This window comes from Microbacterium lacticum (assembly GCF_006716815.1).
GTDB classification, from domain to species: domain Bacteria; phylum Actinomycetota; class Actinomycetes; order Actinomycetales; family Microbacteriaceae; genus Microbacterium; species Microbacterium lacticum.
On the sequence record NZ_VFPS01000001.1, the window covers coordinates 74812 to 98727 of the forward strand.

At 66.9% G+C, this 23916-nt stretch carries 17 protein-coding genes and 3 rRNA genes; all 20 read left to right on the forward strand.

What is annotated here, in order from left to right; translation table 11 throughout:
* Positions 1–92: 92 nt before the first annotated feature.
* The 20 genes from mmsA (at position 93) to FHX68_RS00480 (ending at position 23910) form a co-directional block, all read left to right on the forward strand.
* Positions 93–1640, forward strand: coding sequence for a multiple monosaccharide ABC transporter ATP-binding protein (mmsA, locus tag FHX68_RS00385; protein WP_141380240.1), 1548 nt, complete (start codon positions 93–95; stop codon positions 1638–1640).
* The gene (mmsB, locus tag FHX68_RS00390; RefSeq protein WP_141380239.1) at positions 1637–3010 is read left to right on the forward strand and encodes a multiple monosaccharide ABC transporter permease; all 1374 of its coding nucleotides are present in this window, start codon (positions 1637–1639) and stop codon (positions 3008–3010) included. Before mmsA ends, mmsB begins: the two co-directional genes overlap by 4 nt.
* 65 nt (positions 3011–3075) lie before the next feature.
* Complete coding sequence (locus tag FHX68_RS00395) at positions 3076–4200, forward strand: substrate-binding domain-containing protein (RefSeq protein ID WP_141380238.1); 1125 nt, start codon at positions 3076–3078, stop codon at positions 4198–4200.
* Positions 4201–5122: 922 nt separating this feature from the next.
* Positions 5123–6646 (forward strand): 16S ribosomal RNA (locus FHX68_RS00400).
* A gap of 378 nt (positions 6647–7024) precedes the next feature.
* Positions 7025–10128: ribosomal RNA gene (locus tag FHX68_RS00405) — 23S ribosomal RNA — on the forward strand.
* 101 nt (positions 10129–10229) lie between these two features.
* Positions 10230–10345: ribosomal RNA gene (gene rrf, locus FHX68_RS00410) — 5S ribosomal RNA — on the forward strand.
* The 16S, 23S and 5S rRNA genes sit together here, the layout of an rRNA operon.
* Positions 10346–10431: 86 nt before the next feature.
* Positions 10432–11904: a putative RNA-binding protein gene (locus FHX68_RS15620; protein ID WP_244926820.1), complete on the forward strand. Its 1473-nt coding sequence runs from the start codon at positions 10432–10434 to the stop codon at positions 11902–11904.
* Positions 11904–12941, forward strand: a complete 1038-nt coding sequence (locus FHX68_RS00425; protein ID WP_141380907.1) for an HAD-IIA family hydrolase — start codon at positions 11904–11906, stop codon at positions 12939–12941. The genes FHX68_RS15620 and FHX68_RS00425 overlap by 1 nt, the downstream gene beginning before the upstream one ends.
* Before the next feature lie 109 nt (positions 12942–13050).
* A complete protein-coding gene (locus FHX68_RS15060; RefSeq protein WP_170214257.1) occupies positions 13051–13212 on the forward strand; it encodes a hypothetical protein in 162 nt (53 codons plus the stop codon).
* A complete protein-coding gene (locus tag FHX68_RS00430) occupies positions 13209–14021 on the forward strand; it encodes a TlyA family RNA methyltransferase (protein ID WP_141380908.1) in 813 nt (270 codons plus the stop codon). The genes FHX68_RS15060 and FHX68_RS00430 overlap by 4 nt, the downstream gene beginning before the upstream one ends.
* A complete protein-coding gene (locus tag FHX68_RS00435; RefSeq protein ID WP_141380909.1) occupies positions 14018–14995 on the forward strand; it encodes an NAD kinase in 978 nt (325 codons plus the stop codon). The genes FHX68_RS00430 and FHX68_RS00435 overlap by 4 nt, the downstream gene beginning before the upstream one ends.
* Positions 14992–16689, forward strand: a complete 1698-nt coding sequence (recN, locus tag FHX68_RS00440) for a DNA repair protein RecN (RefSeq protein WP_141380910.1) — start codon at positions 14992–14994, stop codon at positions 16687–16689. Before FHX68_RS00435 ends, recN begins: the two co-directional genes overlap by 4 nt.
* A gap of 14 nt (positions 16690–16703) precedes the next feature.
* Entirely contained in the window at positions 16704–18410 is a 1707-nt protein-coding gene (locus tag FHX68_RS00445; RefSeq protein WP_141380911.1) for a CTP synthase, read from the forward strand.
* Complete coding sequence (locus FHX68_RS00450) at positions 18403–19104, forward strand: NUDIX domain-containing protein (protein ID WP_141380912.1); 702 nt, start codon at positions 18403–18405, stop codon at positions 19102–19104. The genes FHX68_RS00445 and FHX68_RS00450 overlap by 8 nt, the downstream gene beginning before the upstream one ends.
* Positions 19101–20024, forward strand: a complete 924-nt coding sequence (gene xerD, locus FHX68_RS00455; RefSeq protein WP_141380913.1) for a site-specific tyrosine recombinase XerD — start codon at positions 19101–19103, stop codon at positions 20022–20024. Before FHX68_RS00450 ends, xerD begins: the two co-directional genes overlap by 4 nt.
* A 73-nt stretch (positions 20025–20097) precedes the next feature.
* Positions 20098–20745, forward strand: coding sequence for a vitamin K epoxide reductase family protein (locus FHX68_RS00460; protein ID WP_229661576.1), 648 nt, complete (start codon positions 20098–20100; stop codon positions 20743–20745).
* 149 nt (positions 20746–20894) lie between these two features.
* On the forward strand, positions 20895–21728 hold the full coding sequence (locus tag FHX68_RS00465; protein ID WP_141380915.1) for a ParA family protein: 834 nt from the start codon (positions 20895–20897) through the stop codon (positions 21726–21728).
* On the forward strand, positions 21712–22572 hold the full coding sequence (locus tag FHX68_RS00470; RefSeq protein ID WP_141380916.1) for a segregation and condensation protein A: 861 nt from the start codon (positions 21712–21714) through the stop codon (positions 22570–22572). Before FHX68_RS00465 ends, FHX68_RS00470 begins: the two co-directional genes overlap by 17 nt.
* Positions 22562–23131, forward strand: a complete 570-nt coding sequence (scpB, locus tag FHX68_RS00475) for an SMC-Scp complex subunit ScpB (protein WP_141380917.1) — start codon at positions 22562–22564, stop codon at positions 23129–23131. Before FHX68_RS00470 ends, scpB begins: the two co-directional genes overlap by 11 nt.
* On the forward strand, positions 23128–23910 hold the full coding sequence (locus FHX68_RS00480) for a pseudouridine synthase (RefSeq protein ID WP_141380918.1): 783 nt from the start codon (positions 23128–23130) through the stop codon (positions 23908–23910). Before scpB ends, FHX68_RS00480 begins: the two co-directional genes overlap by 4 nt.
* The last annotated feature ends 6 nt before the right edge of the window (positions 23911–23916 follow it).

Consider the following 23916-nt stretch of genomic DNA (forward strand, 5'->3'; position numbering starts at 1 on the left):
GCGGCGAGGGTGCACGATGATGAGGCAATGTGAACGGTCACATCTAGCGGTCCACGAACGGACCATGGCACACGACGAGGAGGTCGCGCACGATGACGGACGCAGTCCCGATCCTGGAGATGCGCTCCATCACCAAGGAGTTCCCGGGTGTGAAGGCCCTCAGCGACGTGTCGATCACGGTGGCGGCGGGCGAAGTGCACGCGATCTGCGGTGAGAACGGCGCCGGCAAGTCGACGCTGATGAAGGTGCTCTCCGGGGTGTACCCGTACGGCACGTACGACGGTGAGATCTGGTTCCGCGGCGAGGTCGTCGAGTTCAAGGACATCCGGGCCAGCGAGCAGGCGGGCATCGTGATCATCCACCAGGAGCTCGCGCTGATCCCCGAGCTGTCGATCACCGAGAACATCTTCCTCGGCAACGAGATCGCGCACGGCGGAGTGATCGACTGGCCCGCGGCGCGCCTGCGCGCCATCGACCTGCTCGCCCGGGTGGGCCTGCGCGAAGACCCCGACACGAAGATCAAGCACCTCGGCGTCGGCAAGCAGCAGCTCGTCGAGATCGCCAAGGCGCTCTCGAAGGAGGTCAAGCTCCTCATCCTCGACGAGCCGACCGCGGCGCTCAACGAAGACGACTCGCAGCACCTGCTCGATCTGATCCTGTCCCTGAAGGGCAAGGGGATCACGTCGATCATCATCAGCCACAAGCTCAACGAGATCGAGCAGATCGCCGACGAGATCACCATCATCCGCGACGGGCGCACGATCGAGACGCTCGATCTGTCCGCCGGCGGCGTCGACGAGGACCGCATCATCCGCGGCATGGTGGGCCGCTCGCTGGAGAGCCGCTTCCCCGACCGCACCCCGCACATCGGCGAGGTGTTCTTCGAGGTGCGCGACTGGTGGGTGCAGCACCCGCAGGTGCCCGAGCGGATGGTCGCGAAGGGCTCGAACCTGGTCGTCCGCCGCGGCGAGATCGTCGGTCTCGCCGGTCTCATGGGCGCGGGCCGCACCGAGCTCGCGATGAGCGTGTTCGGCCGCTCCTACGGCAAGTACCTCTCCGGAACGCTGATCAAGGACGGCGAGGAGATCGTGCTGAAAGACGTGCAGTCGGCGATCGACCACGGCCTCGCGTACGTCAGCGAAGACCGCAAGGTGCTCGGGCTCAACCTGCTCGACACTATCAAGCGCTCGATCGTCTCGGCGAAGCTGTCGAAGGTCGCTCCCCGCGGCGTCATCGACGCGAACACCGAGAGCGACGTCGCGGACGACTACCGCAAGCGTCTGCGCATCAAGACCCCGTCGGTCGACGTCGGCGTCGCGAAGCTCTCCGGCGGCAACCAGCAGAAGGTGGTGCTGGCGAAGTGGATGTTCACCGATCCCGATCTGCTGATCCTCGACGAGCCCACCCGCGGCATCGATGTGGGAGCCAAGTACGAGATCTACACGATCATCCAGCAGCTCGCCGCGCAGGGAAAGGGCGTGATCCTCATCTCCAGCGAGCTGCCCGAGCTGCTCGGCATCTCCGACCGCATCTACACGATCTTCGAGGGGCAGATCACCGATGACCTGCCCGTCGCCGAAGCGACCCCCGAGAACCTCATGCGCAGCATGACCTCCGTACGACAGAAAGCACAGCGATGACCACCGAGACGGTTCCCTCGAAGAGCACAGGCGGCGGTTTCGCCGACCTCAAGAAGATGTTCGGCGGCAGCACGTCGTCGCTGCGCCAGTTCGGCATCCTGTTCTCGCTGATCGCGATCATCGTCGTGTTCCAGATCTGGACGAACGGCACGACCCTCTCACCGCAGAACCTGATCAACGTCGTCAGCCAGCAGTCTTACATCCTCATCCTCGCCATCGGCATGGTGATGGTGATCATCCTCGGCCACATCGATCTGTCGGTCGGGTCGGTGGCCGCCTTCGTCGGCATCATCGTCGCCAAGTCGATGGATGACTGGCAGGTGCCCTGGCCCGTCGCGATCGGCATCGGCCTCGTCGTGGGCGCGCTCGTCGGTGCCTGGCAGGGCTTCTGGGTCGCCTACGTCGGGGTGCCCGCGTTCATCGTGACGCTGGCCGGCATGCTCATCTTCCGCGGCGGCAACCAGTGGATCGGGCAGTCGACGACCACGCCCGTCCCGCCGGAGTACAGCTTCATCGGGTCGGGCTACCTGCCCGAGCTCCCCATCAACGTCAACTTCAACGTGCTGACGATGCTGCTGGGCCTCGTCGGTGTGGGCTGGGTGTTCTACAACGAGTACCGCCTGCGCCGCCAGCAGCACCAGATCGGAGTCGAGTCGGCGCCGCTGTGGGTGTCGGGCGTGAAGGTCGTGCTGCTGTCGGCGGCGATCCTCTGGGCGGCGTGGCTGTTCGCCACCGGCCGCCCGGGCACGAGCTTCCCGGTCTCGGGCGTGATCCTGCTCGTACTCGTGGTGGTGTACTCGTTCCTCACGAACCGCACGGTCTTCGGGCGCCACATCTACGCCGTCGGCGGCAACCGCATGGCCGCAGCCCTGTCGGGCGTGAAGGACCGTCGCGTCGACTTCCTCGTGATGATGAACATGTCGGTGCTCGCCGCCGTCGCGGGCATGATCTACGTCGGCCGCGCCACGGCGTCGGGCCCGCAGGACGGCAACGGCTGGGAGCTGGATGCCATCGCGGCGGTCTTCATCGGCGGCGCGGCGGTCTCCGGCGGCATCGGCACCGACATCGGGTCGATCATCGGCGGGCTCGTCATGGCCTTCCTCAACAACGGCCTCCAGCTGATCGGCGCCGGCGCCGACGCGATCGCGATCACGAAGGGTCTCGTGCTGCTGCTCGCCGTCGCGATCGACGTGATCAGCAAGCGCCGCGGCGGACCCTCGATCATCGGCATCTTCATGCGCCGCTTCGAGAACAAGGACGGCAAGGACGACAAGGACAAGAAGGCCGTCCTCCCCGAAACCATGCCCGCCGTCGCCCCGACGTCGGTCTCCAACGAGTCGAGCCTTCCGGCCGACCTTCCCCGGCAGTAGCCCTCGCGCTCTGCCACACGTGATACCCACACCAAGAGATACCCACAACAGAAAGTGATGAATCAATGAAGAGAATCGCACTCGCGGCGGCGGCGGCGGTAGCCGTCACGGCGCTCGCTCTCACCGGATGCTCGAGCTCGGGCGGCCGCGGCGGCGATGCCGGGGCCTCCGAGTCGGCCGCGGCGGGCTTCGCCGCCGACGCGACGATCGGTGTCGCGCTGCCCGATAAGACGTCGGAGAACTGGGTGCTCGCCGGCAACCTGTTCGAGAACGGTCTGAAGGACGCCGGTTTCAAGGGTGACGTGCAGTACGCACCGGCATCCAACACCGTCGCCGAGCAGCAGAACCAGATCTCGGCGATGATCACCAACGGTGCGAAGGTCATCGTCATCGGCGCGAAGGACGGCAAGCAGCTCGGCACGCAGCTGCAGCAGGCCGCCGACGCCGGCGTCAAGATCATCGCGTACGACCGCCTCATCGAGAACACGCCGAACGTGGACTACTACGTCGCGTTCGACAACTTCAAGGTCGGCGAGCTGCAGGGCCAGGCCCTGCTCGACGGTCTCGAGGCGCGGTCGGGTCACGCGGCCCCGTGGAACATCGAGCTGTTCTCGGGCTCGCCCGACGACGCCAACTCGGCGGTGTTCTTCAACGGCGCGATGAAGGTTCTGCAGCCGAAGATCGACGACGGCACGCTCGTCGTGAAGTCGGGTCAGACCGACATCCAGCAGACGGCGACGCAGGGCTGGAAGGCCGAGAACGCGCAGAGCCGGATGGACTCGCTGCTGACGGCGAACTACACCTCGGCCACCATCGACGGTGTGCTCTCACCGAACGACACGCTCGCCCGCGCCATCATCACCTCGGTGAAGCAGGCAGGCAAGGACATCTCGACGTTCACCGTGACCGGTCAGGACTCGGAGGTCGAGTCGGTCAAGTCGATCATGGCCGGTGAGCAGTACTCGACGATCAACAAGGACACCTCGCTGCTCGTCGAGCAGACCATCAAGATGATCGGCCAGCTCCAGAAGGGCGAAGAGGTCGACGTCAACGACACCGAGCAGTACGACAACGGCGTGAAGGTCGTCCCGGCGTACCTGCTGCCCCCGGTGATCGTCACGAAGGAGAACGCGGCCGAGGCCTACGCCAACAACCCGACGCTCCTCGACATCGTGAAGGCCGCGCAGTAAGCAGCCGACACCCACACCACGACGGCCCCCGCTCCTCGAGCGGGGGCCGTCGTCGTTCGCGCTACGTGTCTGCCAGCCACGATCCGCCGTCGCGCTCTCGACGATCGAATAGATCCATCGCCGCCGCCAGGAGGTGCCCGCACCGTGATCGAGCGCCTGCGCGGGGTGAGCGCCGGGAGCGGCCGTCTCGCCGGCCGGGTGCGGGTCGTCCCGCAGACCACCAGGATTGGGCCGCCGACCAGGCACTACCTCTCGCGACCGGCCCCACTCAGTGCGCACGACACGCCCGGGATGCGGCCTGGACTTGCCCGATCCCCAGAAACCATGTAACTTATTACTTGTTCGCCCCACAGGGAAGAGCGAGAAGGTCGGAAGGCCTCGCCCCCTCAAGCGGAGAACCAACCCAACCCAAACCTCTCAGCAGAGAGAACAAGGCCTTCTGGTCTAGGATGGGATCCCACTCCTCGAAGCTGTCGAAGAGTGCTGCTGGAGACGCTAAATCAGTCACAGACAGCCGACTTGACAAGCAGAGCGAGAGGGGATAAGATAGAGAAGTTGCACGGCGGGCTGGCTTGAAGCCGAAACGCTGAGCAAACGATCTAGCTTCGTGTGATGCGCGTCATCGCGTCTGACTCCGGTCAGAAACGCCGACTTGACAAGCGAAACAGGAAGTGTAAGATAGAGAAGTTGCCCTGCAGGGGAGGCCGAGAGGCCGAACGGCAGGAGCATCCGATCCTTGAGAACTCAACAGCGTGCACTTGTCAAATGCCAAATAACCTCGATTCAACTTCGGTTGAATGAGATTCCTTTGGATCAAAGTCCGGCACTCCGGTGCCGGCAACGGATAGTCAGCAATGACATCCCTTTGGTCAGATCAAACTCGCTCGGTCAGTCAATTTCCGGTTGATCGCAGCAACATTTCTTTATGGAGAGTTTGATCCTGGCTCAGGATGAACGCTGGCGGCGTGCTTAACACATGCAAGTCGAACGGTGAAGGCGGAGCTTGCTCTGCTGGATCAGTGGCGAACGGGTGAGTAACACGTGAGCAATCTGCCCCTGACTCTGGGATAAGCGCTGGAAACGGCGTCTAATACTGGATACGAGCTGCGAAGGCATCTTCAGCAGCTGGAAAGAACTTCGGTCAGGGATGAGCTCGCGGCCTATCAGCTTGTTGGTGAGGTAACGGCTCACCAAGGCGTCGACGGGTAGCCGGCCTGAGAGGGTGACCGGCCACACTGGGACTGAGACACGGCCCAGACTCCTACGGGAGGCAGCAGTGGGGAATATTGCACAATGGGCGAAAGCCTGATGCAGCAACGCCGCGTGAGGGACGACGGCCTTCGGGTTGTAAACCTCTTTTAGCAGGGAAGAAGCGAAAGTGACGGTACCTGCAGAAAAAGCGCCGGCTAACTACGTGCCAGCAGCCGCGGTAATACGTAGGGCGCAAGCGTTATCCGGAATTATTGGGCGTAAAGAGCTCGTAGGCGGTTTGTCGCGTCTGCTGTGAAACCCCGAGGCTCAACCTCGGGCCTGCAGTGGGTACGGGCAGACTAGAGTGCGGTAGAGGAGATTGGAATTCCTGGTGTAGCGGTGGAATGCGCAGATATCAGGAGGAACACCGATGGCGAAGGCAGATCTCTGGGCCGTAACTGACGCTGAGGAGCGAAAGGGTGGGGAGCAAACAGGCTTAGATACCCTGGTAGTCCACCCCGTAAACGTTGGGAACTAGTTGTGGGGTCCATTCCACGGATTCCGTGACGCAGCTAACGCATTAAGTTCCCCGCCTGGGGAGTACGGCCGCAAGGCTAAAACTCAAAGGAATTGACGGGGACCCGCACAAGCGGCGGAGCATGCGGATTAATTCGATGCAACGCGAAGAACCTTACCAAGGCTTGACATATACGAGAACGGGCCAGAAATGGTCAACTCTTTGGACACTCGTAAACAGGTGGTGCATGGTTGTCGTCAGCTCGTGTCGTGAGATGTTGGGTTAAGTCCCGCAACGAGCGCAACCCTCGTTCTATGTTGCCAGCACGTAATGGTGGGAACTCATGGAATACTGCCGGGGTCAACTCGGAGGAAGGTGAGGATGACGTCAAATCATCATGCCCCTTATGTCTTGGGCTTCACGCATGCTACAATGGCCGGTACAATGGGCTGCAATACCGCAAGGTGGAGCGAATCCCAAAAAGCCGGTCCCAGTTCGGATTGAGGTCTGCAACTCGACCTCATGAAGTCGGAGTCGCTAGTAATCGCAGATCAGCAACGCTGCGGTGAATACGTTCCCGGGTCTTGTACACACCGCCCGTCAAGTCATGAAAGTCGGTAACACCTGAAGCCGGTGGCCCAACCCTTGTGGAGGGAGCCGTCGAAGGTGGGATCGGTAATTAGGACTAAGTCGTAACAAGGTAGCCGTACCGGAAGGTGCGGCTGGATCACCTCCTTTCTAAGGAGCATCTGAAGTCTTCGGACTTCCAGAACCCTGATCAGAGCGAATGTCTCTGCAGGGAGCTCATGGGTGGAACATTTGACGAGGTGCCGAGGAGCGAACCTCGAGCAAGTACCACCTTCGGGTCTGGAACGTTCGAGTCGAGCAAGTCGGCACACGCACGCTGTTGGGTCCTGAGGGACCGGATGTCGCCTTCGGGCGGCGACCAACCTCAGGACCTTTTCTAATGTCGGCAGCGCCGGTTGCGGAGAAGGTACCGCCCGTACTTTGAGAACTACACAGTGGACGCGAGCATCTTCGAGATGATTAATCATCTCGTGAAGATGATCTTAAAGATCATTAGTCAATTTCAATTGACGATTCAAACTCATGTGATTTCAAGTCTTTAAGAGCAAACGGTGGATGCCTTGGCATCTGGAGCCGAAGAAGGACGTAGCAATCTGCGATAAGCCTCGGGGAGTGGATAAGCACACTTTGATCCGAGGGTCTCCGAATGGGGAAACCCCGCCGGGCGGCGTGCCGACCCGGTGACTCCCGCCTGAATATATAGGGCGGGTAGAGGGAACGTGGGGAAGTGAAACATCTCAGTACCCACAGGAAGAGAAAGCAACCGCGATTCCGTTAGTAGTGGCGAGCGAAACCGGAACAGGCTAAACCGAGTACGTGTGATATCCGGCAGGAGTTGCGTATTCGGGGTTGTGGGACTTTTCAGGCTGCTCTGCCGAGCAGCCGGCGTTACAAGAAGGTATAGACGAACTGGATTGAAAGCCAGGTCATAGAGGGTGCAAACCCCGTAGTCGAAATGCCTCCCTTGGCGCGAAGAGTATCCCAAGTAGCACGGGGCCCGAGAAATCCCGTGTGAATCTGTCAGGACCACCTGATAAGCCTAAATACTCCCAGATGACCGATAGCGGACAAGTACCGTGAGGGAAAGGTGAAAAGTACCCCGGGAGGGGAGTGAAATAGTACCTGAAACCGTTTGCTTACAAACCGTTGGAGCAGCCCTAGCAGCTGTGACAGCGTGCCTTTTGAAGAATGAGCCTGCGAGTTAGCGATACGTGGCGAGGTTAACCCGTGAGGGGTAGCCGTAGCGAAAGCGAGTCTGAATAGGGCGATTCAGTCGCGTGTCCTAGACCCGAAGCGAAGTGATCTATCCATGGCCAGGTTGAAGCGACGGTAAGACGTCGTGGAGGACCGAACCCACTTAGGTTGAAAACTGAGGGGATGAGCTGTGGATAGGGGTGAAAGGCCAATCAAACTTCGTGATAGCTGGTTCTCTCCGAAATGCATTTAGGTGCAGCGTTGCGTGTTTCTTGCCGGAGGTAGAGCTACTGGATGGCCGATGGGCCCTACAAGGTTACTGACGTCAGCCAAACTCCGAATGCCGGTAAGTGAGAGCGCAGCAGTGAGACTGTGGGGGATAAGCTTCATAGTCGAGAGGGAAACAACCCAGACCACCAACTAAGGTCCCAAAGCGCGTGCTAAGTGGGAAAGGATGTGGAGTTGCCTTGACAACCAGGAGGTTGGCTTAGAAGCAGCCACCCTTGAAAGAGTGCGTAATAGCTCACTGGTCAAGTGATTCCGCGCCGACAATGTAACGGGGCTCAAGCACGCCACCGAAGTTGTGGCATTGACATTATTGGTAGGCCTTCGTGGTCCAGCCGTGTTGATGGGTAGGAGAGCGTCGTGTGGCCAGCGAAGCGGCGGTGTGAACCAGCCGTGGAGGCTACACGAGTGAGAATGCAGGCATGAGTAGCGAAAGACATGTGAGAAACATGTCCTCCGAAAGACCAAGGGTTCCAGGGTCAAGCTAATCTTCCCTGGGTAAGTCGGGACCTAAGGCGAGGCCGACAGGCGTAGTCGATGGACAACGGGTTGATATTCCCGTACCGGCGAAGAACCGCCCAAGCTAATCCAGTAGTGCTAAGTGTCTGAATCCCACTGACGGATCCCTTCGGGGTGAAGCGTTGGGCCTAGCGCACGAACCCATTCTGGTGCGGTTAGCGTATTAACAGGTGTGACGCAGGAAGGTAGCCCAACCCGGGCGATGGTTGTCCCGGGGCAAGTGCGTAGGCCGAGAGATAGGCAAATCCGTCTCTCACATAGGCTGAGACACGATGCGGATAAAAAGTGGGTGATCCTATGCTGCCAAGAAAAGCATCGACGCGAGGTTCTAGCCGCCCGTACCCCAAACCGACTCAGGTGGTCAGGTAGAGAATACCAAGGAGATCGAGAGAATCGTGGTTAAGGAACTCGGCAAAATGCCCCCGTAACTTCGGGAGAAGGGGGGCCTTCGGCGTATTAGGACTTGCTCCGAAAGCGTTTGGAGGCCGCAGAGACTAGTGGGTAGCGACTGTTTATTAAAAACACAGGTCCGTGCCAAGTCGCAAGACGATGTATACGGACTGACGCCTGCCCGGTGCTGGAAGGTTAAGAGGACCGGTTAGCCGCAAGGCGAAGCTGAGAATTTAAGCCCCAGTAAACGGCGGTGGTAACTATAACCATCCTAAGGTAGCGAAATTCCTTGTCGGGTAAGTTCCGACCTGCACGAATGGCGTAACGACTTCCCAACTGTCTCAACCACGAACTCGGCGAAATTGCACTACGAGTAAAGATGCTCGTTACGCGCAGCAGGACGGAAAGACCCCGTGACCTTTACTACAGCTTGGTATTGGTGTTCGGTGTGGCTTGTGTAGGATAGGTGGGAGACTTTGAAGCGGTGACGCCAGTTACCGTGGAGTCATTGTTGAAATACCACTCTGGTCACTCTGGATATCTAACTTCGAACCGTAATCCGGTTCAGGGACAGTGCCTGGTGGGTAGTTTAACTGGGGCGGTTGCCTCCCAAAAAGTAACGGAGGCGCCCAAAGGTTCCCTCAACCTGGTTGGCAATCAGGTGTCGAGTGTAAGTGCACAAGGGAGCTTGACTGTGAGACTGACAGGTCGAACAGGGACGAAAGTCGGGACTAGTGATCCGGCAGTGGCTTGTGGAAGCGCTGTCGCTCAACGGATAAAAGGTACCTCGGGGATAACAGGCTGATCTTGCCCAAGAGTCCATATCGACGGCATGGTTTGGCACCTCGATGTCGGCTCGTCGCATCCTGGGGCTGGAGTAGGTCCCAAGGGTTGGGCTGTTCGCCCATTAAAGCGGTACGCGAGCTGGGTTTAGAACGTCGTGAGACAGTTCGGTCCCTATCCGCTGCGCGCGTAGGAAATTTGAGAGGATCTGACCCTAGTACGAGAGGACCGGGTTGGACGAACCTCTGGTGTGCCAGTTGTTCTGCCAAGAGCACCGCTGGTTAGCTACGTTCGGGATGGATAACCGCTGAAAGCATCTAAGCGGGAAGCCGGCCTCAAGATGAGATTTCCATGCCTTCGGGCGAGAGGCTCCCAGCCAGACTACTGGGTTGATAGGCCGGATGTGGAAGCGCGGTAACGCGTGAAGCTGACCGGTACTAATAAGCCGATGACTTGATAACACACCGTTTTAGGTGCTTGCGTCCACTGAGTGGTTCTCGATGTACGGTCGAGAACCGCATAACAATGACTATTGTTATGCAGACTGAAACATCAATAGTGTTTCGGCGGCCATAGCGTGAGGGAAACGCCCGGTTACATTCCGAACCCGGAAGCTAAGCCTCACAGCGCCGATGGTACTGCAGGGGGACCCTGTGGGAGAGTAGGACACCGCCGGACTTCTTTCGTGAAAAGGCCACCCAGAGTTGGGTGGCCTTTTCTCGTTGATACGCTCTTTCGTTGAGACGATGAGAAGGGATGCCGCCATGGCTGATGCAGAGCGACCGCGTCGAGAAGATCCGCGTCGACCCTCGGCAGGTCGGCCCGCACAGGGCGGCTCGCGCACGCCCCGCACGTCGCGCGACGGAGAGCGGAAGCCCTACGCTTCGCGCGACGGGGAGCGGAAGCCGTATCCCAAGCGTGATGGTGAGCGGAAGCCGTACGCCCCGCGCGACGGTGAGCGGAAGCCGTACGCCCCGCGCGACGGTGAGCGGAAGCCGTACGCCCCGCGCGACGGGGAGCGGAAGCCGTACGCCCCGCGCGACGGGGAGCGGAAGCCGTACGCCCCGCGCGACCGGGAGCGTAAGCCGTATCCCAAGCGTGATGGTGAGCGTAAGCCGTACGCCCCGCGCGACCGGGAGCGTAAGCCGTATCCCAAGCGTGATGGTGAGCGTAAGCCGTATGCCCCGCGCGACGGGGAGCGGAAGCCGTATCCCAAGCGTGATGGTGAGCGTAAGCCGTATCCCAAGCGTGATGGTGAGCGGAAGCCGTTCCCGAAGCGCGACGGCGACCGCCGGACGTCCCGGCCGCCGCAGGGTTCGGACCGTCGCTCGACCGAGCCCGGGCCGGTGCTGCCGGCCGACGTCACCCCGCAAGACCTGGCATCCGCAGCACGAAACGAACTGAAGACGCTGAGCAAGGAGAACGCCGAGCAGGTGGCCCGCCATCTCGCGATGGCGGCGCGTCTCATCGACGACGATCCGCAGCTCGCCCATCAGCACGCCCTCGCTGCCTCACGCAGCGCCGGGCGCATCGCCGTGGTCCGGGAGACCGTCGCGATCACCGCGTACGCGATCGGCGACTTCGCCCTCGCCGTGCGCGAGCTGCGCACCTTCCGTCGCATCTCGGGGCGCGACGACCAGATCGCCCTCCTCGTCGACAGCGAGCGTGGCGTCGGGCGCCCCGACCGCGCGCTCGAGGTCGGCCGCGCCGTCGACCGGACGGCGCTCCCCGTCGAGGTGCGCGTCGAGCTTGCGATCGCGATGTCGGGCGCGCGGCTCGACCTCGGCGAGAACGAGCGTGCGCTGCAAGAGCTCGACATCCCCGAACTCGACCCCGACCGCGCCTTCTCATGGAGCCCGGGCCTGTTCGCCGCCCGTGCCGCCGTGCTCGAAGAGCTCGGACGTCTGGACGAGGCGGCCCAGTGGCAGCGCCGCGCCGAGATCGCCGAGGACGTGATCGGCGCCCGCGAGGCCGACAGCGAGACGCTCCTCATCGAGGAGATCGATGAAGTCGAGCTCGACGACGAGATCGACGATCTCGACCCCGACGGCGAGGATGCTGTGGCGCCCGCCGCCGCTGAGTCCGAGTCGGATGCGGAGCCGGAGCCGGAGCTCGCGACCGAGATCGCACCGGAACCCGCGCCCGCCTCCGTTGAGGACGAGGTCGACGAGATCCTCGCCGAGGCCGGCACCGACGATGCCGCGGGCGACGCTCCCGACGCCGAGTCCACGCGCTGATGAGCCTGTTCTCGCGTCGCGCCGAACGGACGCCCCTCGACGGGGTGGACGCGGTCCTCGCCGACCTCGACGGCGTGGTGTACGCAGGCCCCGGCCCGCTGCCCTACGCCGTGGAAAGCCTCACCCGGGCGGCCGACACTCGCCGACTCGGGTACATCACCAACAACGCTTCGCGGCGCGACAGTGCCGTCGCCGAGCACCTCCGCGAACTCGGCCTCACGGCGACCCAGCCCGACGACGTCGTCACGAGCCCGCAGGCCGCGATGCGGCTCCTGCGCGAGCGCGTGGAACCCGGTGCCACGGTGCTCGTCGTCGGCGGTGACGGCCTCGTCTACGAGCTCGAGAAGGCGGGATATCGCGTCACGCGGAGCGCTGACGACGTTCCCGCCGCCGTCGTGCAGGGCTTCGCGCAGGACGTCGGCTGGCTGCAGCTCGCCGAAGCCTCCTACGCTCTCGCCCTCCCCGAAGACGAGGGCGGGATCCCCTGGATCGCCACGAACACCGACTGGACGATCCCGCAGGCGCGGGGGATCGCCCCGGGAAACGGAACCCTCGTCTCCGCCGTGCACACCGCGGTGGGACGTCTCGCCGTCGTCGCCGGCAAGCCCGAGCGGCCCATCTTCGATGAGGCGGTGGCACGCTTCGGGGCGAGGCATCCGCTGTTCATCGGCGACCGACTCGACACCGACATCGCCGGGGCTCAGGCCGCCGGCATCCCCTCGGCGCTCGTTCTCACCGGTGTCGACCGGCCGAAGCACGTGCTCGCCGCTCCGACCACGTCGCGGCCGACGTTCATCCTCGGCGACCTGCGCGAGCTGCACGAGCCGTACCCCGAGACGGTCGTGCAGGGCGACGTGACGACGGTCGGCACCGCATCGGTGCGGATCGACGGCCCCGACGTGCACATCATGCGCGCCGGCGATCGCCCCATCGACCTCGTGCGCGCGGGCGCGGCCGCCATCTGGGCCACCGGCCGCGCGATCTACGGCTTCCGCGTGCCCGAGCAGCTCTACGCCGACCCGTTCCACCGACCCTGACCGGCGCTGCACGGCGCTGCGCGAAGCGTCACGGCGCGGCACGGCGGCCGGTGAGATCCCCGGTGCGGTCGCACGGTCACGGGGGCGGTGGGCGCGTATCGTGGAGGGCATGTCGATGGATGCCGCTGACGCCGACGCTCGCCGCGACGATCTGCTGTCCGCGCTCGAGGTGATCGAGCAGCAGCCGCTCGCCGAGCGCGCGAACGCGTACGCCTCGCTCCACGACGACCTCGCGCGGCGCCTCGAGTCGGGTCCGCGGGAAACCGCGTGACGGCCCGCCTGGACGCCGCCGTCGCGGCGCGCGGCCTCGCCCGATCGCGCACGCAGGCGGCGCAGCTGATCGAAGCCGGTCTCGTCTCGGTCGACGGCGCGCCGGTCGTCAAGTCCTCGACGAAGGTCTCGGACACGCAGGAGATCACCGTCGCGGCATCCGACCACTACGTCAGCCGCGCGGCGCACAAGCTCCTCGCCGCGCTCGATGCGTTCGAGGTTCTTGTGGCGGGTCGCGTGTGCCTCGACATGGGGGCCTCGACGGGCGGCTTCACGCAGGTGCTCCGCGAACGCGGCGCGGCGCGGGTGTACGCCGTCGACGTCGGGCACGGCCAGCTCGACCCGCTCATCGCCGGCGACCCCGGCGTCACGGCCGTCGAGGGATTCAACGTGCGGTACATGACCCCCGACAGCCTCGCCGCGGCGGCCGACGCACCGACGGCGCCGGAGCTCATCACGGGGGATCTCTCGTTCATCTCCCTCACCCACGTGCTGCCCGCCGCGGCCGCGGTCGCCGCGCCGGGCGCCGATCTCGTGCTGCTCGTGAAGCCCCAGTTCGAGGTCGGCCGCACGGGCGTGCGGGAGGGACTCGTCGCCGATGCCGCCGCGCGCGCCGACGCGGTCGCCGGCGTGCTCTGGGCGGCGTGGGACGCGGGGCTCGGCACGTTCGGCGTCATCGCCTCGCCGATCGCCGGCACGCACGGCAACCACGAGTATCTCGTGCACCTGCGCCCCGTGCCCGGCCCGGAGGCGGCGGGCAATCCGACAGAATATCTGGAGACCGTGAACCGACTGGCGGGAGCGAAATGACCGGCACGACCGAACGGCCGCGCGAGATCCTCGTGGTCGCCCACGCGCGCCGCGAAGACACCGTGCGCGCCGCTCGCCGGGTGATCGCGGCGCTCCAGGCGGCCGGGGCCCGTCCGGTGCTGCCCGACGGCGACGACGAACTGCGCGACGCCCTCGCCGGCGTCGGTCACCTGCAGACGCTCGGGGTCGACGTCACGGTCGACGACCTCGAGCTCGCGATCGTGCTCGGCGGCGACGGCACCATCCTGCGCGCCGCGGAGCTGGTGCGCAGCGGCACCGCGCCGATCCTCGGCATAAACATGGGGCACGTCGGCTTTCTCGCGGAGATCGAGGCCGACGTCATCGACGACGCGATGCGCCGCGTGATCGACCGCGACTATGACGTGGAAGAGCGCATGACGCTGGCGGTCGACGTGACGGATGCCAGTGGCGCCCGCATCTACGAGACGTGGGCGCTCAACGAGGCCACCGTCGAGAAGGCGGCGCGTGAGCGGATGATGGAGGTCATCCTCGAGATCGACAGCCGGCCGCTGTCGAGCTTCGGATGCGACGGCGTCGTGATCTCGACGCCCACCGGATCGACCGCCTACAACTTCTCCGCCGGCGGCCCGGTGATCTGGCCAACCGTCGAGGCGATCGCCGTGGTGCCGCTGTCGGCGCACGCCCTCTTCGCGCGGCCGCTCGTCGTGGGGCCCGAGGCAACCGTCGCGATCGAAGTGCTCGCGCGCACCGACGGCACCGGCATCCTCTGGTGCGACGGGCGCCGCTCGCACGACCTGCCGCCCGGCGCCCGCGTCACCGCGCAGCGTTCGCCCGAACCCGTGCGGCTCGCGCGGCTGCACCCGGCCCCGTTCACCGACCGGCTCGTGCGTAAGTTCCAGCTGCCCGTGGCGGGGTGGCGCGGCCCGGCCTCGACCACGCCGACCGGCCCTGAGACCGCCGCGCCGGCCGTCGCCGAAACCGGCTCTGCATGATCGAGCAGATCACCCTCCGTGACCTCGGGGTCATCGCCGACGCGACCCTGCCGATGGGGCCGGGGTTCACCGCGATCACCGGCGAGACCGGCGCAGGCAAGACGATGGTCGTCACCGGACTCGGCCTGCTGATGGGCGCGCGCTCCGACGCGGGCACCGTTCGATCGGGCGCCGACCAGGCCGCCGTCGAAGGCGTGTGGATCGTGCCGGAGAGCGGCGCCGTCGCCGACCGCGTCGCCGACGCCGGGGGAGAGGTCGAGCCGATCGGGGCAGGCCGAGCCGAGCTGTACCTCGCGCGCACCGTGACCGCCGAGGGCCGCAGCCGCGCGAGCGTCGGCGGCCGCACCGCCCCCGCCGGGGTGCTGGCCGACCTCGCCGAGCACCTCGTCGTCGTGCACGGCCAGTCCGACCAGCTGCGGCTGCGCTCGGGCGCCGCCCAGCGCGACGCGCTCGACCGCTTCGGCGCGGAGAGCATCGAGCCCGCCCTGGCCCGCTACCGCGCCGACTTCGACGCGGCGCGGGCGTTGCGCACCGAGCTCGACGAGCTGACGACCCACCGCGACGAGCGCGTCCGCGAGGCCGACGACCTGCGCGCCGCGCTCGCCGAGCTCGAGCAGGTCGACCCGCAGCCGGGCGAGGACGTCGAGCTCGCGCAGCGCGCCGAGCGTCTCGCCAACGCCGAAGAGCTGCGCCTCGCCGCGACCGCCGCGCACGAGGCGCTCTCGGGTGAGGACGACGCCCCCGACGTCGTCACCCTCCTCGCCGAGGCGCGCCGCGCGCTCGAGCGACTCGCCTCGAGCGACCCGGCGCTGGCCGCGCACGCCGCGACGCTCGAGGAGCTCGGCTACCGGGCATCCGATCTCGCCACCGACTTGAGCGGCTACCTCGCCGACCTCGACGAGACCGGCCCGCACGAGCTCGCCGCGGTCGAAGAGCGCCGCGCCGCGATCGCCGCGATCGTGCGTGCGCACGGCACCCTCGCCGACGCGCTGGCGCTCCGCACCGAGGGCGGCCTGCGCCTCGCCGAGCTCGACGACGACGGCGACCGCGTCGAGCGCCTGGCCGCCGAAGTCGCCGCAGCGGAGACGACGCTCGACGAGAGCGCCGCCGCGCTCACCGCGGCGCGCACCGCCGCGGCCGAGCGGCTCTCCGACGCCGTGACCACCGAGCTCCACGCCCTCGCCCTGCCCGACGCGCGCGTGGTCGTGGCCGTCGCCCCCGGCACGCCGGGCGTCGCCGGGCGCGACGAGGTCTCGATCCTGCTCGCCCCGCACCCGGGGGCGGAGCCGCGGCCGGTCGCCAAGAGCGCGTCGGGCGGAGAGCTCAGCCGCGTGATGCTCGCGATCGAGGTCGTCATCGCCGGCACCGGCGGCGTGCCGACCTTCGTCTTCGACGAGATCGACGCCGGCATCGGCGGGGCCGCCGCGATCGAGGTCGGGCGGCGCCTGGCATCGCTCGCGCAGGCGAGCCAGGTGATCGTCGTCACCCACCTCGCGCAGGTCGCGGCATTCGCCGGCAACCACCTGAGCGTCGTCAAGGCGAGCGACGGCAGCGTCACGGCATCCAGCGTCCGGGCGCTCGCGGGTGCGGAGCGCGAAGCCGAGATGGCGCGGCTGCTGTCGGGCCTGCCCGATTCGCCCGCCGCGCTCGAACACGCGCGGGAGCTGCTCAGCCTGGGCGGCGCGGAGGCCTGATAGGATGAAAGCCCGTGACGGACACTACTTCAGACGCGGGCAAGACTTCAGACGGCACCACCAAGCACATCTTCGTGACAGGCGGTGTCGTCTCGTCGTTGGGGAAGGGCTTGACAGCCGCTTCGCTCGGCAATCTGCTCACCGCGCGCGGCCTGCGCGTCGTGATGCAGAAGCTCGACCCCTACCTGAACGTCGACCCGGGCACGATGAACCCGTTCCAGCACGGCGAGGTCTTCGTCACCGATGACGGCGCCGAGACCGACCTCGACATCGGTCACTACGAGCGCTTCCTCGACATCGAGCTGAGCCAGGCCGCCAACGTCACGACGGGGCAGATCTACTCGCAGGTGATCGCGAAGGAGCGTCGCGGCGAGTACCTCGGCGACACCGTGCAGGTGATCCCGCACATCACCGACGAGATCAAGCGCCGCATGCGCCTGCAGGCGACCGAGACGCCCCGCCCCGACGTCATCATCACCGAGATCGGCGGCACGGTCGGCGACATCGAGTCGCAGCCGTTCCTCGAGTCGGCCCGGCAGATCCGTCACGAGCTGGGCCGGAAGAACGTCTTCTTCGTGCACGTCTCGCTCGTGCCGTTCATGGGCGCGTCGGGGGAGCAGAAGACCAAGCCCACGCAGCACTCCGTGCAGGCGCTGCGTCAGATCGGCATCCAGCCCGACGCGCTGGTGCTCCGCAGCGACCGCCCCGTCACCGAGTCGAACAAGCGCAAGATCGCGCTGATGTGCGACGTCGACGAGGATGCCGTGGTCAACGCCGTCGACGTGCCGTCGATCTACGACATCCCCTCGATGCTCAACGAGCAGGGCCTCGACGCGTACATCGTCGACGCGCTCGGCCTCGACCAGAAGGCCGACGACGTCGACTGGACGCGCTGGAGCAAGGTGCTCGGCGCCGTGCACAACCCGAAGCACGAGGTCACGATCGGCCTCGTCGGCAAGTACATCGACCTGCCCGACGCCTACCTGTCGGTCACCGAGGCGCTGAAGGCCGGCGGCTTCGCGCAGGACACGAAGGTCACGGTGCGCTGGATCGCGTCCGACCTCTGCGAGACGCCCGAGGGCGCGGAGAAGGCGCTCGCGCCGCTCGACGGCATCGTCGTGCCCGGCGGCTTCGGCATCCGCGGCATCGAGGGCAAGCTCGGCGCGCTGCGGTTCGCGCGCGAACAGGGTCTGCCGACGCTCGGCATCTGCCTGGGGCTCCAGTGCATGGTGATCGAGTACGCGCGCAACGTCGCCGGCATCGCGGATGCCTCCTCGAGCGAGTTCGACCCCGACACCGCGCACCCCGTGATCGCGACGATGGCCGAGCAGGTCGACATCATCGACCACGGCGACATGGGCGGCACGATGCGCCTGGGCCTGTACGAGGCCGAGCTCGCGGAGGGCTCGCTCGCCGCCGAGGTCTACGGCGCGCACCGCGCGAGCGAGCGTCACCGCCACCGCTACGAGGTCAACAACCGCTACCGCGACCAGATCGCCGATGCGGGCCTATGGTTCTCGGGTCTCTCGCCCGACCACGGCCTGGTCGAGTACGTCGAGCTGCCCCGCGATGTGCACCCGTACTACATCGCGACGCAGGCCCACCCCGAGCTCCGCTCCCGCCCGACCGAGGCGAACCCGCTCTTCCGCGGCCTCATCGCCGCGGCTCTCGACCGCCACCGCGCGAGCGAGCTGTTCAAGGACGAGGTCGAGGATGACTGAGCTCTCGGCGGGTCTCGCCGACGAGCCGGCCGAGGTCGAGATCATCCGGACCGAGCGGGTTTTCCACGGCCGGGTGTGGGACGTGCGACGCGACGAGTTCGCCTACAACGGGGCATCCATCGTGCGGGAGTACGTCGACCACACCGGCGCGGTCGCGGTGCTCGCGCTCGACGACGACGACCGGATGCTGCTGATCAAGCAGTACCGGCACCCGGTGCGCATGCGCGACTGGGAGATCCCTGCGGGCCTGCTCGACATCGCGGGCGAAGACCCGCTCACCGCCGCGCAGCGCGAACTGGCCGAGGAGGCCGACCTCGCCGCGGCGCAGTGGGACGTGCTGGGGGAGTTCACGACGAGCCCCGGCGGCAGCGACGAGGCGATCCGCATCTACCTCGCGCGCGGCCTCACCGCGACGGCCGAAGCGTTCGACCGCGACGAGGAGGAGGCCGACATCGAGGTGCGCTGGGCGAGCCTCGACGAGGTCGTCGACGCGGTGCTCGCCCGTCGCGTGCAGAACCCGTCGCTGATCGTCGGCGCGCTCGCCGCGCACGCCTCGCGTGCCCGCGGATGGTCGACGCTCGCGCCCGCGGACAGCCCCTGGCCCGGTCGCCCGCGGCCGCGCGGCGGCGACGCCGGGTCCGCGGCCGGTGCGGCGGAGTCCGGGGCGGCGGAGTCCGGAGCGGCGGCCGAGTGAAGCCCGCCCGCGCCGTCGACGCCTACCTCAGGCACATCACGATCGAGCGCGGCCTCTCCGAGCACACCGTCGCCGCCTACCGGCGCGACTTGGCCGGGTACCGCACCTGGCTGCAGGAGCGCGGCATCGACGATGTCGACGAGGTCACGGCGGCGCTCGTCGCCGAGTTCGCCGCCGCGCGCGCCTCGGCCGAGCCGCCGCCCGCGGCGACCTCGCTCGCCCGTCTGCAGTCGTCGGTGCGGGGCCTCCACCGCTTCCTCGTGCGCGAAGGGCTCGCGCAGACCGACCCCAGCGATCGGCTGCGGCCCCCGAAGGCGCCCCAGCGACTGCCGAAGGCGCTCTCGATCGAGCAGATCGAGGCGCTCCTCGATGCCGCGGGCCCCGCACCGGGCGACGCCGTCGACACCGACATCGTGCGTCTGCGCGACCGCGCGCTGCTCGAGCTGCTGTACGCGACCGGGGCGCGCGTGTCAGAGGTGATGCAGCTCGACGTCGACGACCTCGCGCACGGCGACGTGCTGCGCGTGCGCGGCAAGGGCGCCAAGGAGCGCATCGTGCCCGTGGGCTCGTACGCGCGCGCCGCGGTCGACGCCTACCTCGCCCGCGCCCGCCCCGAGCTTTCCCGGCGCGGCCGCGCGAGCGCCCGGCTCTTCCTCGGCGCACGGGGCGCCCCCCTCTCTCGCCAGGGCGCCTGGCTCGTCATCCAGGCCGCAGCGGAAAGGGCGCAGCTGAGCGCGCACGTGTCGCCGCACACCTTCCGGCACTCGTTCGCGACGCATCTGCTGCAGGGCGGCGCCGACGTGCGCGTCGTGCAGGAGCTCCTCGGGCACGCGTCGGTCGCGACGACGCAGATCTACACGCACGTCACCGTCGACGCCCTCCGCGACGTGTACCTCACCTCGCACCCCCGCGCCCGCTGAGTGCGGCTGAGCGCGGCTTATTCACGGCGCGGATGCCGCAGCGCCGGCCCCACGGCGGAGCAGGATGAGCGCCATGAGCGAAGGCCCCGCGGCTGCCCTGTACCGACCCTCCCGCGCGATGGCGATCTGGTGGATCGCGGCGGGGGTCGCCGGGGGCATCGTCTCGTTCCTGCTGTACCACGAGTACATCGCGCAGCTGCGCGGCGATACACCGCTCATCTCGTGCAGCATCAGCCCCGTGGTCACCTGCGGGCCGAACCTGCTCTCGCCCGGCGGCAACCTGCTGGGCTTCAGCAACTCGGTGATCGGCATGGTGCTGTTCACCGGACCGATCTTCGCCGGCGCGTCGGCGCTCGCCGCGACCGAGGGCCTGCCCGCCTGGTACTGGCGCACCTACACGGTGTTCGTCGCCGGCGCGTTCCTCCTCGTCCACTTCTTCGCCTACCGCAGCGTCTTCGAGTACTCGTCGCTGTGCCCGTGGTGCATGATCATCTGGCTCGTGACGATCCCGCTGCTGTTCACCGTGCTGGGCTGGACGCTCCGCGCGGGGGTCTGGGGTGGCTCGGGCGCCGGGAGCGCTCAGGGCACCTCGCGCGCCGGGAGCAGGCGACAGCGGGTCGGCGCCGCGATCCTGTCGTGGCTGCCGCTCATCGTGCTCGCCGACTACCTCCTCATCGCCGTCACCGCGCAGCTGCGCCTCGACGTGCTCGGCAGCCTCTGACCTGCCCCCTTCCGGCCCCGCCTCGCTCGGTGACACGGGCGCCTGTGCGAGAATCGCAGGGCGGGTCCTGGGAAGGACGGCAGAAAGCAGGAGTGTCGGTGGCGGAGAAGACGCGGGGGACGAAGACGGCCCGGGCGGAGGATGTTCCGATGGGGCCGACCGGTCGCCCCTACCACGGGTTCCCGACCCCGCCCGCGCTGAGCTCGCACGGCCCCGCCCGCATCATCTCGCTCTGCAACCAGAAGGGCGGCGTGGGCAAGACCACGACGACCATCAACCTCGCCGCCTCGCTCGCCCAGTACGGCCGACGCGTGCTCGCGGTTGACTTCGACCCCCAGGGCGCGCTCTCGGCCGGCCTCGGCATCACCACCCACGACGTGCCGACGATCTACGACCTGCTGCTGGACACCAAGCGCGACCCGCACGAGGTCATCGTGCAGACATCCACACCGGGCCTCGACGTCCTTCCCGCGAACATCGACCTGTCGGCGGCGGAGGTGCACCTCGTCAACGAGGTCGCCCGCGAGACGATCCTCTCGCGCGTGCTGCGCAAGGTCTCGGGGGAGTACGACGTCATCCTCGTCGACTGCCAGCCCTCGCTCGGCCTCCTCACCGTCAACGCGCTGACCGCGAGCCACGGCGTGCTCATCCCCCTCGAGTGCGAGTTCTTCGCCCTGCGCGGCGTCGCGCTGCTCGTCGAGACCATCGACAAGGTGCGCGACCGCCTGAACCCGGCGATCGAGCTCGACGGCGTGCTCGCCACGATGTACGACCCGCGCACCCTGCACTCCCGCGAGGTGCTCGAGCGGGTCGTCGAGGCGTTCGGCGACGACGTGCTCGAGACCGTCATCGGGCGCACGGTGAAGTTCCCGGATGCCTCGGTGTCGGGCGTGCCCATCACCCAGTTCGCCCCCGAGCACGCGGCGGCCCAGGCGTACCTGCGTCTCGCGCGGGAGCTGGTCGACCGTGGCGCCGTCGCCTGACGACGCTTCGCCGTCGCGGGACCGGGCACCGGAGGCATCCGCGCCCGAGGCATCCTCGCCCGAGCCGGGCTTCCGCGTGTCGCTCGCCGGGTTCGACGGCCCGTTCGACCTGCTGCTGACGCTCCTCGGCAAGCACGAGCTCGACATCACCGAGATCTCGCTGTCGAAGGTCACCGACGAGTTCATCTCGTATCTGAAGGGTCTCGATGCCGAGGAGGAGCTCGAACAGGCATCCGAGTTCCTCGTCGTCGCGGCGACGCTGCTCGACATGAAGGTCGCGGGGCTGCTGCCGCAGGGGGAGCTCGTGGATGCCGAATCGGTCGCCCTCCTCGAGGCGCGCGACCTGCTCTTCGCCCGCCTGCTGCAGTACCGGGCGTTCAAGGAGGTGTCGGCGTGGTTCGAGCGGAGCCTGCGCCGTGAGGACCGGCGGCACGTGCGGGCGGTGCGCCTCGACGAGAAATACCGGAACGCCGTGCCCGAGCTCGTCTGGACGCTCTCGAAGGACGACTTCGCCGCGATCGCGCTGATGGCCTTCACCCCGAAGGAGATCCCGCACGTCGGGCTCGACCACCTGCACGCGCCGCTCGTGTCGATCCGCGAGCAGGCCGCCGTGGTCGTCACGCTGCTGCGGGCGGCGGGCACGCTGAGCTTTCGGGAGCTCGTCGCCGGCACGACGCAGACCGGCGTCGTCGTCGCGCGCTTCCTCGCGGTGCTGGAGCTCTACCGGCACGCCGCCCTCTCGTTCGAGCAGCTCGAGCCGCTCGGCGAACTGACCCTGCGCTGGACCGCGGAACGCTGGTCCGAAGAGAACCTCGCCACGTTGGGAGCCGACTATGACCACTGAACCCGCCGATATCGCGCGACGGATCGAGGCGATCCTGCTCGTCGTCGACGAGCCGCAGAGCCTCGTCGCGCTCGCCGCGGCGGTCGGCTCACCCGTGCCCGCGGTGCGCCAGGCCGTTGACGCGCTGGTCGCCGACTACGACGGCGAGGCCGGCGGGCCGCGCCGCGGCTTCGAGCTGCGCGTGGTCGGCGGCGGCTGGCGCCTGTACGTGCGCGAGGAGCACGACGACCTGGTGTCCGAGTTCGTCAACGCGCAGGCCCCGACGCGGCTGTCGCAGGCGGCGCTCGAGACCCTCGCGGTCATCGCGTACAAGCAGCCCGTCACGCGCAGCCAGGTCGCCGCGATCCGCGCGGTCAACGTCGACTCGGTGGTGCGCACCCTCGTCGCGCGCGGGCTCATCACCGAGCTGTTCGCCGACCCCGAGACCGGCGCGATCAACTACGGCACGACCGACGCGCTCCTCGTGAACCTCGGCATCAACTCGCTCGAGGAGCTGCCGCACATCTCGCCACTGCTCGACGATGGTGCCGACGGGTTCGAGAGCGAGGTGCTGCGATGAGCGGGGCGGAATCCACCGAGGGCGTGCGCCTGCAGAAGGTGCTCGCGAACGCCGGCGTCGCCTCGCGGCGCGTGTGCGAGGAGTACATCGTCGACGGCCGCGTGCGGGTGAACGGCCGTGTCGTCACCGAGCTCGGGACGCGCATCGACCCGACATCCGACCTCGTCGACGTCGACGGCACCGCGATCCAGCTGGATGCCACGAAGCGCTACATCATGCTCAACAAGCCGGCCGGGTTCGTCTCGTCGATGAAGGACGAGCAGGGGCGTCCCGACCTCCGCCGCTTCACGCGGGAGTGGCCCGAGCGGCTCTACAACGTGGGCCGGCTCGACGCGGAGACGAGCGGACTGCTCGTGCTCACCAACGACGGCGACCTCGCGCACGTGCTCGCGCACCCCTCGTTCGGGGTCACGAAGGTCTACATCGCGAAGGTGTCGGGCCGGGTGACGCCCCAGACGATCGCGACCCTCACCCGGGGGATCGAGCTCGACGACGGCCCGATCGCCGCGGACAAGGCGCGACTGCTCGACGCGTCGGGGACGGGGGGGCGCGGCACGAGCCTCGTGGAGCTGACCCTGCACTCCGGGCGCAACCGCATCGTCCGGCGCATGATGGCCGCCGTCGGTCATCCCGTCATCGATCTCGTCCGGCGTCAGTTCGGGCCCCTCCACCTGGGAGCCCTCCCGGCGGGGCAGGCGCGGGAGTTGACTACAGTGGAACGCGGCGCCCTGCTCACCGCGGCGCGCCGGGCGGCGCCCACGCCGCCCGGGGACTCTTAGGCGGAG